The sequence below is a fragment of the Amnibacterium sp. genome (assembly GCF_036559085.1).
GTDB lineage: Bacteria > Actinomycetota > Actinomycetes > Actinomycetales > Microbacteriaceae > Amnibacterium.
The window spans coordinates 1-16445 of record NZ_DATBTU010000080.1; the positions used below are offsets into that span (position 1 = coordinate 1).

Genomic DNA, 16445 nt, shown 5'->3' on the forward strand with positions numbered 1-16445 from the left:
CGAGCGGCGGGTGCGGGAACGGCTCATCCAGATCGCCGCCGAGGGCCGCAAGTTCGGCCTGTGGCTGCTGCTGTCCACGCAGCGGCCGTCCAAGATCCACGTCAACGTGCTCTCGCAGTGCGACAACCTCGCCCTGATGAAGATGACCTCGTCGAGGGACCTGGCGGAGCTCGGCCGGCTCTTCGGCTTCGCGCCGACGGCGCTCCTCGAGCAGTCGCCCGACTTCGAGCAGGGCGAGGTGCTCTTCGCCGGTGGGTTCACGCCGGCCCCACTGCTCACGAGGATGCGCAGCAGGCTCACCGTCGAGGGCGGGGCGGACGTCCCGATCCCGCTCCGCGTGCGGGAGCCGGAGCTCCTCCACGGGTGACCGCGGGCCCATCGCCGGCTCTCATCCCCCCGCCGCGTCGTCTCGTCCGAGGGGGGTGATGCCGCGTCCGGTGGGCCGCCCGCACCCTTGAGCCGCGATCGGGAGCGCCCGGTCACCGACACGATCTCGAGGAGACTCCCCGTGCCCCAGGCTGAGAAGAACCGGCTCCGCGACGCCGACGAGGAGGGGGTCGCCTGGCGGCGCTGGGGCCCGTACCTCAGCGACCGGCAATGGGGGACCGTCCGCGAGGACGTGACGCGCAGCCCGAACTCGTGGGCGGCATTCACGCACGAGCAGGCACGGTCACGGGCCTACCGGTGGGGTGAGGACGGCATCGCCGGCTTCTGCGACGACCGGCAGATCCTGTGCCTCTCCCTCGCGCTCTGGAACGGGGCGGACCCCATCCTGAAGGAGCGCCTGTTCGGCCTCACGAACAGCGAGGGCAACCACGGCGAGGACGTCAAGGAGTATTACTTCTACCTCGACGCGACGCCCACGTCGTCCTACGCGAAGATGCTCTACAAGTATCCGCTGCAGGAGTTCCCCTACGGGAGGCTCGTCGCGGAGAACGCCGCTCGCGGCAAGCTCGATCCGGAGTACGAGCTGGTGGACACGGGCATCTTCACGGACGACCGGTACGTCGACGTGGTCGTGGAGTACGCGAAGGCGTCGCCCGAGGACGTCCTCATGCTGGTGACGGTGACGAACCGCTCCGCCGAGCCGGCCGAGCTGCGCGTGCTGCCCACCCTGTGGTTCCGCCACACCTGGTCCTGGGCGGGCGGGACCGAGAAGCCCGCGCTCCGCACCCTGCCGACGCGCAAGGGCGTGAGCGCCGTGGCCGTCGAGCACTCCGAGCTCGGGCCGCGCTGGTGCTGCGTGGACGGTGCCCCTCCGGTCCTCATCACGAACAACGAGACGAACGACGAGCGGGTCTTCGGCACACCGAACGCATCCCCGTACCTGAAGGACGGCATCGACCGGTACGTCGTGCACGGCGAGACCGACGCCGTCGACCCGGGCGGCGTCGGGACGAAGGCCGCATTCGACTCGACGCTGAAGGTGGGACCGGGGGAGAGCGCCACGGTCCGGCTGCGCCTCACCCCCGACGACCCCGCCAAGACCGCGCCCTTCGCGGACTTCGACGCCGTCTTCACCGCGCGGCGGGCCGAGGCGGACGAGTTCTACGCCGACGTCACGAGCGCCGTCGCGGACGCCGGCGAGCGGGACGTCATGCGCCAGGCCCTCGCCGGGATGCTCTGGTCGAAGCAGTACTACGCGCTCGACGTCGACCGCTGGCTGGTCGAGCACGGGGCGGACCCCCTCGAGGCGAACCCCGACCTGCGCAACGCCGACTGGCGGCACTTCCGCGCCGCCGACGTCATCAGCATGCCGGACGCCTGGGAGTACCCCTGGTTCGCGGCCTGGGACCTCGCCTTCCACGCCGTCGCGCTGGCGGCGATCGATCCGGCGTTCGCGAAAGGACAGCTCGAGCTGCTGCTGACCCGGCGGTACCTGCATCCGAACGGGCAGCTGCCGGCCTACGAGTGGAACTTCGGCGACGTCAACCCGCCCGTGCACGCCTGGGCGACCTGGTTCGTCTACCAGCTGGAGCGGATGCAGACGGGGCGCGGCGACCGCGAGTTCCTCGAGGGCTCGTTCGTCAAGCTGATGAAGAACTTCACCTGGTGGCTGAACCGGAAGGACGCCGACGGCCGCAACATCTTCCAGGGCGGCTTCCTCGGCCTCGACAACATCGGCGTCTTCGACCGGAGCGCGCCCCTGCCGGGCGGCGGGCAGCTCGACCAGGCCGACGGCACCGCGTGGATGGCGCTCTACAGCCAGACCATGGTGCAGATGGCGCTCGAGCTCGCGGTCGAGAACCCGGCCTACGTCGAGCAGGCGCAGTCCCTGCTCGAGAACTTCATGTGGATCGCCGCGGCCACCAACCACATCGGTCCCGACGGCGTGGAGCTGTGGGACGAGGAGGACGGCTTCTTCTACGACGTGCTGCGTCACCCGGACGGCTCCGCGGTGCCGCTGAAGGTGCGATCGGTCGTGGGGCTGATGCCCCTGGCCGCGGCGACGGTCCTCGACGCGTCGGTGCGGGACCGGTTCCCCGAGGTGGTCGACGACACGTTCGAGTTCCTTGCAGCGCACCCCGCGGTCGACCACGCCCTGCAGGGGCTCCGCGGCGACGGCACCGGGCCGGTGCTGCTCGCGCTGTTCGACGAGCAGCGCCTCCGCCGCATCCTCGCGCCGATGCTCGACGAGGCCGAGTTCTTCAGCCCGCACGGCATCCGCTCGATCTCGAAGCGGCACCTCGACCAGCCGTTCGTCTTCGTCGTCGAGGGCCAGGAGTACCGCGTGGGCTACCTGCCGGCGGAGTCGGACACGGGGATGTTCGGCGGCAACTCGAACTGGCGGGGACCCGTCTGGATGCCGATCAACGCCATGCTGGTGCGGGCGCTGCTGAACCTGCATCGCTACTTCGGCGAGGACTTCACGGTGGAGTGCCCGACCGGATCGGGGGTGCAGATGAACCTGCAGCAGGTGGCGGCGGAGATCGGCGACCGCATCATGGCCGCCTTCAAGGAGGGGTCCGATGGCCGCCGGCCGATCCACGGCGGCAACCAGCTGCTCCAGACCGACCCGCACTGGCGCGACTTCTCGCTGTTCTACGAGTACATCCACGGTGACAACGGCGCGGGGATCGGGGCGAGCCACCAGACCGGCTGGACCGGTCTCGTCGGGGTGGTGCCCCTGATCTTCGCGCGGCCGGCGCCCGGGCGTCCCGGCCTGGGCAGCATCGGTGAGCCGGTGCCGGCGCCCGCCACCGGCCGGCGCGCCGCCCGCACCCTCGCCGGCGCGGCCCGGCGTCCGCGATGAGCTGGCCGGACCGTCCCGTCGTCTACGAGGTCAACACGGCGGTCTGGCTCGGCGAGGTCTCCCTCCGGGCCGGGCATCCGGTGTCGCTCGGCGACCTCGCGCCGAAGGAGTGGGACGCAGTCTGCCCCGCGGGCGTCGACGCCGTCTGGTTGATGGGCGTGTGGGAGCGCAGCCCCGCCGGGATCGCGGTGGCGCGCGCCGACGAGGGCCTGATGGCGTCGTTCCGCGACGCGCAGCCCGACTTCACGGACGCCGACCTGATCGGGTCGCCCTACTGCGTGCGCCGGTACGTCGTCGACGATCGCTTCGGCGGCCCGGCCGGGCTCGCGACCGCGCGGCGGGAGCTCGCCGAGCGGGGCTGCCGGCTGCTGCTCGACTACGTGCCCAACCACCTCGCACCGGACTCGCCGTGGGTCACCGAGCATCCGGAGCGGTTCGTCCGCGGCAGTGAGGCCGACCTCGCGGCGGACCCGGCGAGCTGGATGGAGGCGGGCGGCGCCGTGCTGGCCCACGGGCGCGACCCCTACTTCCCGGCGTGGCCCGACGTGGTGCAGCTCGACGCGTTCGCGCCCGAGCTGCGCGCGGCGACGGCCGCGACGCTCGGGGAGATCGCCGACCAGTGCGACGGCATCCGCTGCGACATGGCGATGCTGATGATCAACGCCGTCTTCTCGAGGACCTGGGGCGGCAGGGTGGGGTCGCCGCCGGCGGGGGAGTTCTGGCCGGAGGTGATCGGGACGCTGCGGACGCGGCATCCGGAGACCGTGCTGGTCGCCGAGGCGTACTGGGACATGGAGTGGGAGCTCCAGCAGCAGGGCTTCGACTTCTGCTACGACAAGCGCCTCTACGACCGGATGCTCGAGCTGCCCGCCCCGGCCGACCTCGTGCGCGACCACCTGCGCGCGGGGGTGGACTACCAGTCCCGGCTGCTGCGGTTCCTCGAGAACCACGACGAGCCGCGCATCGCGTCGAAGGTCCCTCGTGCGGTGGAGCAGGCCGAAGCGGTTGCGGTCGCGACCCTGCCGGGCGCCGCGCTCTGGCACGAGGGGCAGTTCGAGGGCCGCACCGTGCGGCCGCCGGTGTTCCTCGCGCGCCGCCCCGCCGAGGAGCTCGATCAGGAGCTGGCGACCTGGTACCGGCGGATGATCCAGGCGGTCGCCGCCGATCGCGTGCGGACCGGCGACTGGCGGCTGCTCGAGGCCACGGGCTGGGCCGACAACGCCAGCTGCCGCTCCCTGGTCGCGTGGAGCTGGGCGGGTGCCGACGGCGCCGCGCCGCATCTCGTCGTCGTGAACCTCTCCGCCGGGGCGGCCCAGGGGCGCGTCACCGTGCCGTGGCCCGACCTCGCCGGACGGCGTCTGCACCTGAAGGACGTGCTCTCCGGCACGGAGTTCGACCGCGACGGCGACGAGCTCGCCGGCCCCGGCCTGTACGTGTCGCTGGAGGCGTGGCAGTACCACGTGCTGTCCGTGGGGTGACGCGGCGGCCCGGTCCGGGGCCGATTCACCCCATGGGGAGGAGCCGCCGGAGCGGCGGCAGGACGACCCTCGAGGGTCAGGAGCAGCACCTTCCGAGGGTCGGCATCTTCCAGGGAGAGGGCAGGATGGACGCGCTGACGCTGCGACCGCCCTCGTCCCGCGATCCGGGTGCGGGATCGGTGATGGTCCCCGTGCCCTCCGGGACGCTTCGGATGGGGTCCGACGAGTTCTACCCGGAGGAGGGGCCGGTCCATCCGCGTCGCGTCGCCGCCTTCCTGATCGACCGCGGCCCGGTCACCAACCGGCAGTTCGCGGCGTTCGTCGCCGCCACCGGCCACACCACCACCGCCGAGCAGGAGCTCGACCGCGCGACGTACCCGTCGTTGGACGAGCGCAGCAGGCGGCCCGGGTCGAAGGTGTTCCATCCCACCCGCGGCCCGGTCGACGTCGGCGACTGGCGGCACTGGTGGGCCTGGGTCCCGGGTGCCGACTGGCGTCATCCGGGCGGCCCGGGCACGACGATCGACGAGCGGCTCGACCATCCGGTGGTGCACGTCTCCGCCGCGGATGCCGAGGCGTTCGCCGCCTGGGCCGGCAAGCGCCTGCCGACCGAGGCCGAGTTCGAGTGGGCGGCCAAGGGCGGCGGCCCCGAGACCACCTACGCGTGGGGGCCGGAGCGCGACCTCGACGGGCGCGTGATGGCGAACACCTGGCGGGGGGTGTTCCCGTACCGGAACACGGGTTCGGACGGCTGGGTCGGCACCTCGCCGGTGGGCGCCTTCCCGGCGAACGGCTACGGGCTCTCGGACATGATCGGCAACGTCTGGGAGTGGACGGCGTCCCCGTGGACCTCGACCCACCTCGCGGCGGCCGGCGAGATCGAGGACCCCGACGGTGCCGCTCGGCCGCTCTGGGAGATCAGCATGCGCCGGGCGTCGGACGACGCGCAGCCCGCGACCGGGGTCGCGCGCCGGGTGCTGAAGGGCGGATCCCACCTGTGCGCCCCCGAGTACTGCCTGCGCTACCGACCGGCGGCACGGCTCGGCCAGGCGGTGGACTCGCCGACGAGCCACATCGGCTTCCGCTGCGCGCTCTGAACGCGAAGCGGACGGCGACGGGCGAGCCGCGGACGAGGGGTCGGCCGCGCGACCCTCGCGTCATCGCCCTACCCCTAAGACGTTGTGGACGCGAGGGCCGCGGCCCGGCGCTCCCGGGGAATCGGGGGAGCGCTCCGGGCGTACGTTCCTGCGGGACAGATCGGGACGCCAGGTGCGGGCCGCCGATCGAATCCTCGGTCACAATCAAGCCACGCGCCGCCGACCGCCGCACCATCCGTCACGGGTGATCCCGCGGGCGACCCCGCTCGTCCCCGACGTTCATCCGGAACGAGTGAGGATGCGGGCCACCGGACCGGCGATCGTGCCCCTTGACGTGCGCCCGCGAGACCCCGGTGAGCGCAGCGCGGCTGAGCGGCGGGTACGGATGGCGGAGCGCACGGAGAACGCGGAGCCACGCTGGCGCCGGGAGCTCCTCCGCGACGAGCAATCGGCCGCCGCGGGGATCTACGGGCTCGTCGTCAGCGCGGGGGTGATGGGGACGGCGCACTCCGAGAGCGCCCTGACCATCGTCCTCGCCGCCCTCATCACGCTCCTCATCTACTGGTGCGCCGAGCGGTACTCCCGCGTGCTGGCCGAGCGGCTCGAGGGCGGCCAGCGGCTGCGCTGGAGCAGCATCCGCCTCTACCTCACCGACGGCTGGGAGATCGTGACGGTCTCGGGCCTGCCCCTCGCGACGGTGCTCGTGGCGCGCCTCCTCGGGGCGACGACGTCATGGGCGGTGACCGCGGGGCTGCTCTGCAGCACCTTCCTGCTCTGCCTCGCCGGGTGGGAGATCGGCCGCCGCGGGCGGTTGAGCGTGGGCGAGCGCGTGGCGTCGGCGGCCGTCGCCGGCGCGTTCGGCGGCGGGCTGATCGTGCTCGAAGCAGCACTGCATTGACGAGGCACCGGTGAGGGGATCCGATGAGCGTGCGTGATGCAGACGTGAAGGGGCGACGGCCGGGCGCGGTGCCGCCTCCCGACGGCGCGGGCTGGTACCGGTGGCGGGCCGTGGTGGTGGTCGCCCGGCTGGTCGTCGTGGTCGCGGTGCTCCTGCTCGTGTACATCGAGGCGCCGTGGGAGGGCCGGCTCGACCTCTCGCTCGGCGCCCAGCTGCTCGGCTGGCTCGCCGTGCTCGTCGTCGTGATCTGGCTGGACGTCCGGAGCGTGCTCCGCTCGCGCCGCCCGTGGCAGCGGGCGGCGGAGGGCGCCGTCCTCAGCATCGCCCTGCTGCTGCTGCCGTTCGCGTCCGCGTACGTCCTGCTCCAGCAGAACGACGCCGCCAGTTTCTCTCAGCCGCTCACGCGGGTCGACGGCCTGTACTTCGCCGTCACCGTCTTCTCCACCGTCGGGTTCGGCGACATCACCCCCGTGACCGAGACCGCCCGGGTGCTCGTGACGGTCCAGATCGTCGTGGACCTCCTGCTGGTCGGCGTGATCACGAAGGTGCTGCTCGGCGTCGCGCAGCTGCAGAACAAGCGCCTGAAATCGACGGAAGTCGACACGACAAGGCCGGAAGGTGACCAGCAGGAGAACTTCGGTGAGGACGAGGTGACCACCGAGTGACCACCCCGGGAGGGTGACCCGCTTTACGCCCACTGTGGGTGATGCCCGGTCCGCGTGACGCTGCGAGCGTCGGTTCTGCCGGTTCCGCAACTGGAACCAGGGGGAAGAGGGCAGTCGGATGGCCGGACGATGAGCACCGCGATCGCGCAGGACCGAGTCGGGGAGCCCGAGGTCCATGACGCCTTCCTGCGGGGCCGGTTCCTCCCGGCGCCGCAGCCCATGCCCCTGGTCCGGCGGCGTCGGCTGCTCGACCTCCTGACGGCCGCGGCCGCCGGACCGCTCACCCTGATCAGCGCCCCGGCGGGCGCGGGCAAGACGGTCCTGGTGAGCGACTGGGTGGCGAGCGGATCCGCGCCCGGACCCGTCGCGTGGGTGTCGCTCGACGCCGACGTCGACGTGCCCGGCGCGTTCTGGTTCGACGTGCTCACCGGGTTCGGCAGCGCGGGGGTCGACGTCTCCACCGAGGGCGCGGGGCAGCGGCCCGACCTCGCCGGGCGTGACCTGGCCGTCCGGATCGCCACGGCCCTCGCGAACCGCCCGACCCCGCTGGTCCTCGTGCTCGACGGCGCCGAGCACCTCACCTCGCCGCGACTGCTCGCCGAGCTCGACTTCGTGCTGCGCCACGCGCCCGATGCCCTCCGCGTCGTGCTCTGCTCGCGCAGGGACCCGCAGCTCGCCCTGTCCCGTCGGCGGCTCGAGCGCACGCTGACCGAGATCCGCTTCGACGACCTCGCCTTCACCGACGAGGAGGCGGACGAGCTCGTCGCCGGCCGCGACCCGTCGCTCGCTCCGGAGGAGGTCGCGAGCATCCGGCGTCTCGCGGGCGGCTGGGCCGCCGCGCTCTGCCTGCTGAGCACGGAGCGCCGCCCGCCGTCGGCCGGCGGATGGGAGGCGTCCGACGTCCTCACGTCCACCGAGCTGGCCGGGTACTTCCGCGCCGAGGTCCTCCCCGGGTTCTCGGCGCCCGAGCAGGAGCTGCTGCTCACGACGAGCGCGGTCGAGCACGTGACGCCGGAGCTCGCCGCGCACCTCTCCGGCCTCCGCGAGGCGGGGGCGGCGCTGCGCGCGCTGGCCCAGCCGCGCGCCTTCGTCCGCGCCACGGACGAGGACGGCGGGGGCGGCTACGTCATCCTCCCGCTCGTCCGTGACCTCCTGCAGGGGAAGCTCCTGCACGACTCCCCGTCCCGGTACCGCCGCATCCAGCGCCGCGCGGGCATCGAGCTCGCTGCGGCCGGCCGCAGCGAGGAGGCCACCCGCTCGTTCGGCCTGGCCGGCGCGTGGGAGGAAGCCGCGACGGCGCTGGTGGACGGAGCGCTGGTCGGAGCCCTGCTCGCGTCGGATCCCGACGACGAGCTCGCCGCCCTCTTCGCCCGGATGCCTGCGGCGACGCCCGGGCGCTGCGCCGCGGTGGTGCGGGCCGCCGTGGCGGTCATCGGCGAGGACCTGAGCGGCTGCGATGCTGGGCTCCAGGCGGCCGATGCGGCTGCCGGAGCACCGCCGACCCCCCGGTACGAGCTCGCACTCGCGCTCGTCCACGGCTGCCGCGCCGCGCTGGCCGGCGAGGACGGGCTGGCCGCCGTCGATGCGGCGGCACGCGCCTTCGCCTCCTCCGGTATCGCAGCGTTGAGCCGGCCCGAGACGCCGGCCCTGATCCACCTCGACGCCGGTGCGTCCCATCTGCTCGCCGGGCGGCTGCAGACCGCACGGTCGGCCTTCGCCGCGGCAGCAGGCACGCCCGGGGCAGGTCGTCGACCGGGTCTGCAGGCGCGCTCCTTCGGCGCGCTCGCCCTGGCGGAGGCGCTGCTCGGGAACCTGACCGCGAGTGTCGAGTCGGCAGGCCTGGCGCGTGCCCTTCGCGAGCCCGGGGCCCCGCCCTCGGCGGACGGCGAGCTCGCAGCCGCATGGGTGGCGCTCGAGCGCAGCGACCTCGCCGGCGCCCGGAAGCACGCCGACCTCGTCGAGCCGGAGCACGGGGCGGTGACCGCCGTGTCGCGGGCGCTGCTCGTATCGGTGCGGACCGCGCTGCGCACCGCCGACGGCGACCGCATCGGCGCACTCACCGACCTGGACGCGTTCCTCGGAAGCGCGAGGAGCATCGGCGTCCCGGTCTGGACCGCTGCCCGGCTGGACGCCGATCGGGTCGGCCTTCTGGTTCGTGCAGGCCGCCCAGGAGCCGCGGCCGAGGCGATCGCCGCGTCCGCCGAGGCGGCGGCGCGGGAGCCGGCGATGGTCCTCGCCCGTGCCCGGAACCGGCTCTCCGCCGGGCGCCCGGCCGAAGCCGCCCGGACGTCGCGCCGGGTCGCGGCGGACCCCGCGCTGCCACTCGACCAGCGGGTGCGGGCGCTCCTCCTCGTCGCCGCATCTGCGCAGGCGTCGGCGCACGTCTCGACCGCGATCGCGGCGGTCGACGAGGCTCTGACGCTCGCTGGGCCGGAACGGCTGCGCGCTCCGTTCGACGACGCGCCCGAGCTCGTGCAGCTGCTCGTCAGCGAACGGATCGGACGCGCGCAGCCGCCCTCGCCGCCGATGTGGGCGTCCAGCGCGCCGGTACCGGCCCGGCCGCCCGCAGCGCAGCCGGAGAGCCCTGCAGCGGCCCGCGGTGATGAGGCCGCGCTCGTGGAGCCGCTCACGCCGCGTGAGCTGGAGGTGCTGCGCTGCCTCGACGCGCTGATGCCGACCGAGGAGATCGCGCGGACCCTGTACGTCTCGGTGAACACCGTGAAGACGCACGTGCGCGCGATCCTGCGCAAGCTCTCGGCCGACCGCCGCTACGAGGCGGTCCGCCGGGCCCGCAGCCTCGGCCTCATCTGACCCGAGGTCTCCGCCGCACCCCGCACGTCGGCGCGATGGGCGGTTTCGGGCGCGATGGGCGTCCGATGACGCCCGTAGCTGCCCGAAGTGGCCCGTCGCCCGCCTGCAACCCAGGCCCGGGCGGGTTCGGCGGATGCGGGCGCGCGTGCCCGCCCGGATGGGCCGAAACCGCCCGCGCGCGGCACGCGGACGACGAGAAGACCGCCGCCGGACTCCCGGCGACGGTCCTCCCGTCCTGCCTGACTTCCCCGAGGGCCCTGCTCAGGCCCCGGGGTGGGCGGTCAGGCGAGGGCCTTCTCCTTGAGCCGATCGAACTCCGGCTCGGTGATGGCGCCGGTGTCCAGCATCTGCTTGGCCTGCGCGATCTGGTCGGCCGGCGACATGGTGTCCTTGGCAGCCACATCACGGATGTAGGCCTCGGTCTGCTTCTGCGCCACAGCCGCCTGCCGGGCACCGCGCTCCGCCATCCCGTTGCCGCGGGCGATCACGTAGATGAACGCCGAGAGGAACGGGACCAGGATCAGCACGATCACCCAGATGGCCTTGGCGAACCCTCCGAGGTCCCGATCCCTGAACAGGTCGGTCAGGATCGAGAAGAAGAGCATCAGGTACGCCACGAAGGCGAAGCTGATGATGATTGTCCAGACGACGTCTCCGAAAGACATGAGCTTCCCTTTCCGGGTGGATTGACTGCTTGCGCTGATCCTCTTCACCTGGGAGCGGGCGACGAACCATCAGAAACGGATGAGATCGCGCCCGGGACCTGCGTCGCCCGGCTCACCCGGGGTGACCGCTGTCGTCGCGGCCCTCCGTTCACCCTGTACGGGGGGGTTCCGCGGCGACGGAACGGCGTAGACAGCACGCGGACGGGTCAGGCCCGACAGCACCGACGTCCGCCGCGCCCCGCGGTGCGCGTCCGATCCTCCGGGTGGGTGCCCGACCAGGAGAAGGAGCCCATCGTGCCGGAGCTGATCGTCCTGGCGTTCGACGAGCAGGACCGAGCCGGCCAGGCCTACGCGAAGGTCCAGCGGCTCAGCGACGACGGCGTCGTCGACCTCGCCGGCCTGGCGCTCGTGCGGGTCGGCGACCGCGGCCGGATGCGCGTCGATGCGCCGGGCGGCGTCGGGAAGGCGCAGCTCGCCGCGGTTCGCGGCGGGTTCTTCGGCCTCCTGATCGGCCTGCTGCTCCGCTCGCCCGTCTTCGGCCTGGCACTCGGCGCCGTCCTCGGCGTGGTGCTGTCGAGGCGGGATCCGAGCGGGCTGGACGAGCGCTTCCGCAACCGCGTCCGGGAGCTGGCCGGGGCCGGCAGGTCGGCGGTGGTCGTCTACGCCACTCGGGTCGAGCAGCCGCGGTTCCTGCAGGAGCTCGAGCCGTTCGGCGGCACCCTGCCCGCAGGGGCCGAGTCGGAGGCCGACGAACCGGAGCTGGTGCGGGCTCTGATGGGGGGCTCGTGATGTCGGCTCGTGGAGGGGCCGGGGACCGGGTGCGCACATCCGAACACGAATCAGGACGGAAGTGGGAACGGTGACGACCAGTCAGATCGACGAGCTGACCGCGCTGCGGGCCGAGAACGCGGCCCTGCGGTCGCAGTTGGAGGAGATCGCAGAGGAACCCGTCGCCCAGCAGCAACGACGGCGGTTCTCGTTCCGGCCGCTCGTGGCGGTCGTCCTCGTCACGATCGGCGCGCTGCTCGCGCCTGTGGCGATCGCGGCCACCTTCGCCGCGCAGCAGGCGACGAACACGGACGCGTTCGTGGCCACGTTCTCGCCCCTGTCCGGGAACGCGGGCCTGCAGCGGCTCGTGGCCGACAAGACGGTCGAGGCGATCGACCAGCGCGTGAACGTGCCTCAGCTCACCGGCGACGCGTTCGACGCCCTCGCCGGGCTGAACCTGCCGCCACGCGCCCAGGCCGCGCTCCAGGGCCTCCGCGCGTCGGCGACGGCGGCGATCGAGGACCGCATCCGATCGACGGTGCAGGACTACCTGGCCTCGCCCTCGTTCGCGTCGCTCTGGACCCAGCTCCTGCGCACCGCCCACAGCCAGGCGGTCGCGACGCTGACCGGGCAGGGCAGCGCCGCCGTCGTGCTGAAGGACGACGGCAGCGTCGCGGTGCAGCTCGGCCCCGTGATCGCCGCCGTGAAGCAGCGGCTCGTCGCGCGCGGCCTCAGCTTCGCCGCCTCGATCCCGTCGGTGAACCGGACGATCGTCGTCGCCGACTGGAACGGCGGGTCGCAGGTCAGGAGCGGATACGCGCTCATCGTCGCGCTCGGCGCCTGGCTGCCCTGGATCTCGCTCGGCTTCCTCGCCGCCGGCGTGCTCGTGGCGCGCCGGCGGACGCGTGCGCTCGGCAGGGCCGCGGTGGCGCTCGCCGCGGCCTCGCTGCTGCTGCTCGCCGCCATCGGCATCGCCGGCGTGCTCGTCGTGCAGGCGCTCTCACCCCGGCTGCTGCCGTCCGATTCGGTGCGGGCCATCTGGGACGGGCTGGTGGCGTTCCCCACGGCCCTCGCCGTGGCGGTGACGGTCCTCGCCGTGTGCGTCGCCTTCGTCGCCTGGTTCGCGGGCAGCTCGCCGAGCGGCGAGCGTGTGCGTGGTGGCCTGCTCCGGGGGATCGGCACGGCGCGCGACGGCGCGGAGCGCCGCGGCATCACGACGGGGCGGTTCGGCCTCGCGCTCGGCCGCTGGCGCGTCGCCATCCGCGTGGCGGTGTCGGTGATCGCCGCCGCGATCATCCTGTTCATCCGCCCGGTGACCCCCGCGCTGATCATCTGGACGCTCATCGGAGCGCTCGTGGTGATCGGCCTGTCGGAGCTGCTGTCGCGACCCGCGCCGGTGCCTGTGCCCGTGGATCCGGTCGCGGCCTGACGCCCCCACCGCCGGGTTCCCGTTCCCACCATCGGGCGGCGTCCGCCTCGTCCTCGCCGGCCGCGCGTCGGCGTGGACGTCAGGTGGACGTCAGGACGGTTCGGACCGGACCTCGAGGATGCAGAGGCCCCCGTCGGCGATCCTGGCGAGGAGCCCGTACAGCTCGCTCTGGTCCCGGCAGTTGCCGATCAGCAGGGTCTGTGACGGGGCGAGCTCGAGCATGTTCAGGTCCGGGAACGCCGCCTCGAGCGTCTCGGACAATGCATACGGCAGACGGACCTCGTAGCGCGGCACTGGTACTCCCATCTCCGGTAGACACCGATGATGGGGGACCTGTGGCCGTGGCAGGTCCCCCCTGCAGAGTGAGGTCCACCGCCGGGCGGATGAGGTCCGCGCTCGAGGTCAGAGGAGGTTCTGCCGCCGGGCCGCGGCGATCGCCTCGGTGCGGCCGCTGGCCCCGAGCTTCATGTAGATGCTGCGGAGATGGGTCTTCACGGTGTTGACGCTCACGTTCCGCTTCGCGGCGATCGAGGCGACGGTCTGGTGCGCCGGCAGCTCGTGCAGCAGCTCGAGCTCCCGGGCGGTGAGCATCGGCGCGACCGGGTCCGAATCACCGAACCGGATGCCGGCGGCACGGGCGATCTCGACGACCTCCGCCGCGTACGGCTCGAGCGAGCCGAGGAAGCCGGCCTCCTTGACGAGGAGCCGCACGCCCGCCCCCTCCCGGTGGAGGAACTCCCGCGCGAGCCCGAACTCGGCGGAGTGCCGCAGCGCGGCCGAGAGGCGCTCCACGGTCTCGGCCTCCCGGTGCGTCTCGTCGGCCCGCTCGGCGAGCGCGATCCAGGCGTTGGCGATCGTCCCGGTGCCCCACGCGGCCGGCCGATTCACGAGCTGATCCAGGATCGCGTGCTCACCGGCGTGGTTGTGGGCCGGACCGGCCAGGAACAGGGCGAGCTGCCCGTCCAGTGAGCTCGGCCCGAGGATGTCGATGATCACCTGGGCCGCCTCGAGCGCGACGGTGCTGCCGTACAGCCGCCTCGCCCAGTGGACGACGGGGACTGCGGCGAACGACACGGAGCGCGGGTACCGGCGGCCCTCGTCGCGGATCAGGGCCATGAGCTGCGCGAGATGGTCGACCTGCTGCGCGGGATCGTCGATCTTCATGATCAGGGTCAGGATGCGGAACGGGAAGGTGACACCGAACTCGCTGCCGAGCGGGTCGACGGTGACGACCCGGTGCGCCGGGGCCATGTTCACCCGATCGCCTCGTTGGAAGGTCCGTGCCGCCGACAGCAGGATCGTCCGCGCCGATATCTGGTTGTAGGGCGGCGCGGTTTCGAGCGGCACCCGAAGCTGGCGCTGCTCGGCCGCGGCGGCGGTCCGCCAGTCCCCGTTCCTCGCGGCGAGCTGCACCTGCAGAAAGCACGCCAGGGCCTCGACCCACCAGTACCTGTTCCGTGACGCGCTGCCTTCGACGGCGCGGAGGGTGTCGATCGCGTCGCTCCGGCGGGTGAGGGAGCCGGTCCAGCCGGACGCGAGGTTCACCATCAGCGCGATCCCGGTCCCGCCGGCTGAGCCGCCCGCGCTTCCGAGGAAGGGCCGGAGGGCCCGCGCCTGCAGGCTCGCGGCCTCCATGTCGGTGCTGAGGAACGCCCGCAGGGCGACCGCGAGCGGCCGCCACTCCTCGGCCTCGCTGGAGGGCGCCTCCGCGATCATGCGGTCGATCGACGCGAGCTGCTCGGCCGCGCCGAGGCGGTCCGAGTACGCGGGCAGATCCATCGCGAGCCTCAGCACTGCGACGGGCAGCGTCTCCCGCGTGCCGAACAGGCTCCGGAGGGCGCGCCCGAGGACCGACGAGTGCCCTTCGAGCAGGAGGGGGAGTCCCGAGTGCTCGACCTGCGCGAGCACCAGCCGGAAGTCGTCGGTGAGCAGCGCCTGCTCGAGCGCCTGCTCGTGCTCGCCGTGGTCGGTGTACCACTCGGCCGCGGTCCAGTGGGCGCGAGCCGCCATGGTCTCGTTCCGGCGTCGTGCCTCCGCCTGCATGAACGTCAGCAGCACCGGGTGGTAGCGGAAGGTGCCGGCCTCGCGGTCCTCTGTGATCAGCAGGTTCTCGCGGCTGAGCCGCGACAGCGCCGCACCGGCGTCGAACCGGGCGGTCACCACCGCCGCGAGGTCCATCGGCACGATCGGCGCGACGGCGGCGCGCATGAGCAGGTCGGCGTCGTCGGCGTCGAGCGCGTCCACCACCCGTGAGGCGAGGTAGTCGGCGACCTGGTGCTGGTCGCCGCCGAAGCGCGCCACGCTCGCGCCCACATCGGGCTGCGACGCGAGGTACGGCATGGCGAGGGCGAGCCCGGCGGCCCAGCCGTTCGTGCGAGCGACGAGGGCCTCCAGATCGTCCGGCGTGAGGACGAGGCCGAACCGGGCGGCGAGCCGGCCGGCCTCCTCGACCGTGAACGCGAGGTCGTCGTCGTGCAAGCGGATGGGTCCGGGGAGGTCCCGCAGCTCGAGGAAGCTCGGCTGGTAGCGCCCGGCGAGCACGAGGCGGTGCCGATCGTGGTCGGCGCCCACGGCCTCGACCACGCCGTCGATCGCAGCCATCGCGTCGTCGGTGTGCGCGTCGTCGCCGAACCACCAGATCTTCCGATCGGGGCATGCGCGGTCGTCGTCAGGGGCCACGGCGAGGGCGGGTTCAGCCTCGCCGTTCCAGTCGATCCAGTGCACGGTGTCGCCGAGCGAGACGAGGTGCTCGGCCCACTGGTGCAGCAGCGTGGTCTTCCCGATCCCGACCGAACCCCACACCGTGATGACCTCGCCGCCGAAGCGGGCGCGGGTGAGCCGCGCGACCAGGCGCTCGCGGGAGAGGTACCGCGAGGGGCCTGACCCCTCGTCGGCCGGCTCGACGCCGAGGGCGTCGCCGCTTCGCGGCTGCGGCTCGGACGTCGTCCGTCTGCTGGTCATGACCGCCCCTCCCCTGCGGGTGCTGGCTGGTCTGGAGTCTAGGAGGGTGCTGTGAGGCAGGGCGAGGCCCTCACCCTGTTCGGGTGAGTACCGCTGCAGTGATGTGCCTCGTCTTCAGGCGGCCGTCGCGGGGACCGGGGGATCCCGCCCGATGCTGCGCACCATACGCGCTCCGGCGTGTTGCAGCGAGGTTCAGAGCCTCGTCAGGCCGTCGCCCACGATCACCACGCCGATCATCAGCATGATCACCGCGGTGGCGATCGGGCCGTACTTCGAGATGAAGGCCTCCGCCCGCAGCAGCGACGGCTCCATCCGGTCCGGGGCGATCAAGGTGGCGATGATCGGTCCTGCGACGGTCGAGGCCGAGATCAGGGTGTAGATCCCGATGACGATCACCGTGCTCGCCGGATCGAGGTGGTC

Annotated in this window: 13 protein-coding genes; 9 read left to right on the plus strand and 4 right to left on the minus strand. The window is 73.0% G+C overall.

From position 1 onward, the window contains the following. The 7 genes from VIG76_RS14890 to VIG76_RS14920 form a co-directional block, all read left to right on the plus strand. Nucleotides 1-367: ATP-binding protein (locus VIG76_RS14890; protein ID WP_414640659.1), on the plus strand; the 367-nt coding region annotated here is incomplete at its 5' end. Between the two features lie 141 nt (nt 368-508). Further along, a complete protein-coding gene (locus VIG76_RS14895; protein ID WP_331955570.1) occupies nt 509-3253 on the plus strand; it encodes an MGH1-like glycoside hydrolase domain-containing protein in 2745 nt (914 codons plus the stop codon). Beyond that, nucleotides 3250-4731, plus strand: a complete 1482-nt coding sequence (locus VIG76_RS14900; RefSeq protein WP_331955572.1) for an alpha-amylase family glycosyl hydrolase — start codon at nt 3250-3252, stop codon at nt 4729-4731. The genes VIG76_RS14895 and VIG76_RS14900 overlap by 4 nt, the downstream gene beginning before the upstream one ends. Before the next feature lie 212 nt (nt 4732-4943). Beyond that, nucleotides 4944-5828 (plus strand): formylglycine-generating enzyme family protein, encoded by an 885-nt coding sequence (locus VIG76_RS14905; protein WP_414640660.1) that lies wholly within the window; start codon nt 4944-4946, stop codon nt 5826-5828. 385 nt (nt 5829-6213) lie between these two features. Further along, nucleotides 6214-6726 (plus strand): hypothetical protein, encoded by a 513-nt coding sequence (locus VIG76_RS14910; protein ID WP_331955576.1) that lies wholly within the window; start codon nt 6214-6216, stop codon nt 6724-6726. A 23-nt stretch (nt 6727-6749) separates the two neighbouring features. After that, entirely contained in the window at nt 6750-7391 is a 642-nt protein-coding gene (locus VIG76_RS14915; protein ID WP_331955578.1) for a potassium channel family protein, read from the plus strand. A 129-nt stretch (nt 7392-7520) separates the two neighbouring features. Next, on the plus strand, nt 7521-10202 hold the full coding sequence (locus tag VIG76_RS14920) for a winged helix-turn-helix domain-containing protein (RefSeq protein ID WP_331955580.1): 2682 nt from the start codon (nt 7521-7523) through the stop codon (nt 10200-10202). A 281-nt stretch (nt 10203-10483) separates the two neighbouring features. Here the strand turns inward: VIG76_RS14920 and VIG76_RS14925 are convergent, their stop codons facing one another. Continuing rightward, entirely contained in the window at nt 10484-10867 is a 384-nt protein-coding gene (locus VIG76_RS14925) for an SHOCT domain-containing protein (protein WP_331955582.1), read from the minus strand. Between the two features lie 294 nt (nt 10868-11161). Here VIG76_RS14925 and VIG76_RS14930 point away from each other — a divergent pair, with 294 nt between their 5' ends. Continuing rightward, the gene (locus tag VIG76_RS14930) at nt 11162-11656 is read left to right on the plus strand and encodes a DUF1269 domain-containing protein (RefSeq protein ID WP_331955584.1); all 495 of its coding nucleotides are present in this window, start codon (nt 11162-11164) and stop codon (nt 11654-11656) included. Between the two features lie 70 nt (nt 11657-11726). Then, on the plus strand, nt 11727-13064 hold the full coding sequence (locus tag VIG76_RS14935) for a hypothetical protein (RefSeq protein ID WP_331955586.1): 1338 nt from the start codon (nt 11727-11729) through the stop codon (nt 13062-13064). Between the two features lie 90 nt (nt 13065-13154). Here VIG76_RS14935 and VIG76_RS14940 read toward each other — a convergent pair whose 3' ends face one another. The 3 genes from VIG76_RS14940 to VIG76_RS14950 all read right to left on the minus strand — a co-directional run. Next, a complete protein-coding gene (locus VIG76_RS14940) occupies nt 13155-13325 on the minus strand; it encodes a hypothetical protein (protein ID WP_331955588.1) in 171 nt (56 codons plus the stop codon). A 141-nt stretch (nt 13326-13466) separates the two neighbouring features. Beyond that, nucleotides 13467-16025: a winged helix-turn-helix domain-containing protein gene (locus tag VIG76_RS14945; RefSeq protein ID WP_331955590.1), complete on the minus strand. Its 2559-nt coding sequence runs from the start codon at nt 16023-16025 to the stop codon at nt 13467-13469. A gap of 192 nt (nt 16026-16217) precedes the next feature. Beyond that, nucleotides 16218-16445 (minus strand): GAP family protein (locus VIG76_RS14950; protein ID WP_331955592.1); only part of this gene is annotated, 228 nt, incomplete at its 5' end.

What these genes read in the sequence shown, in the direction of transcription:
- VIG76_RS14900 (WP_331955572.1), top strand. Translation starts at nt 3,250, where the DNA reads ATGAGCTGGCCGGACCGTCCCGTCGTCTACGAGGTCAACACGGCGGTC.
- VIG76_RS14905 (WP_414640660.1), top strand. Translation starts at nt 4,944, where the DNA reads ATGGGGTCCGACGAGTTCTACCCGGAGGAGGGGCCGGTCCATCCGCGT.
- VIG76_RS14910 (WP_331955576.1), top strand. Translation starts at nt 6,214, where the DNA reads ATGGCGGAGCGCACGGAGAACGCGGAGCCACGCTGGCGCCGGGAGCTC.
- VIG76_RS14915 (WP_331955578.1), top strand. Translation starts at nt 6,750, where the DNA reads ATGAGCGTGCGTGATGCAGACGTGAAGGGGCGACGGCCGGGCGCGGTG.
- VIG76_RS14920 (WP_331955580.1), top strand. Translation starts at nt 7,521, where the DNA reads ATGAGCACCGCGATCGCGCAGGACCGAGTCGGGGAGCCCGAGGTCCAT.
- VIG76_RS14925 (WP_331955582.1), bottom strand. Translation starts at nt 10,867, where the DNA reads ATGTCTTTCGGAGACGTCGTCTGGACAATCATCATCAGCTTCGCCTTC.
- VIG76_RS14945 (WP_331955590.1), bottom strand. Translation starts at nt 16,025, where the DNA reads ATGACCAGCAGACGGACGACGTCCGAGCCGCAGCCGCGAAGCGGCGAC.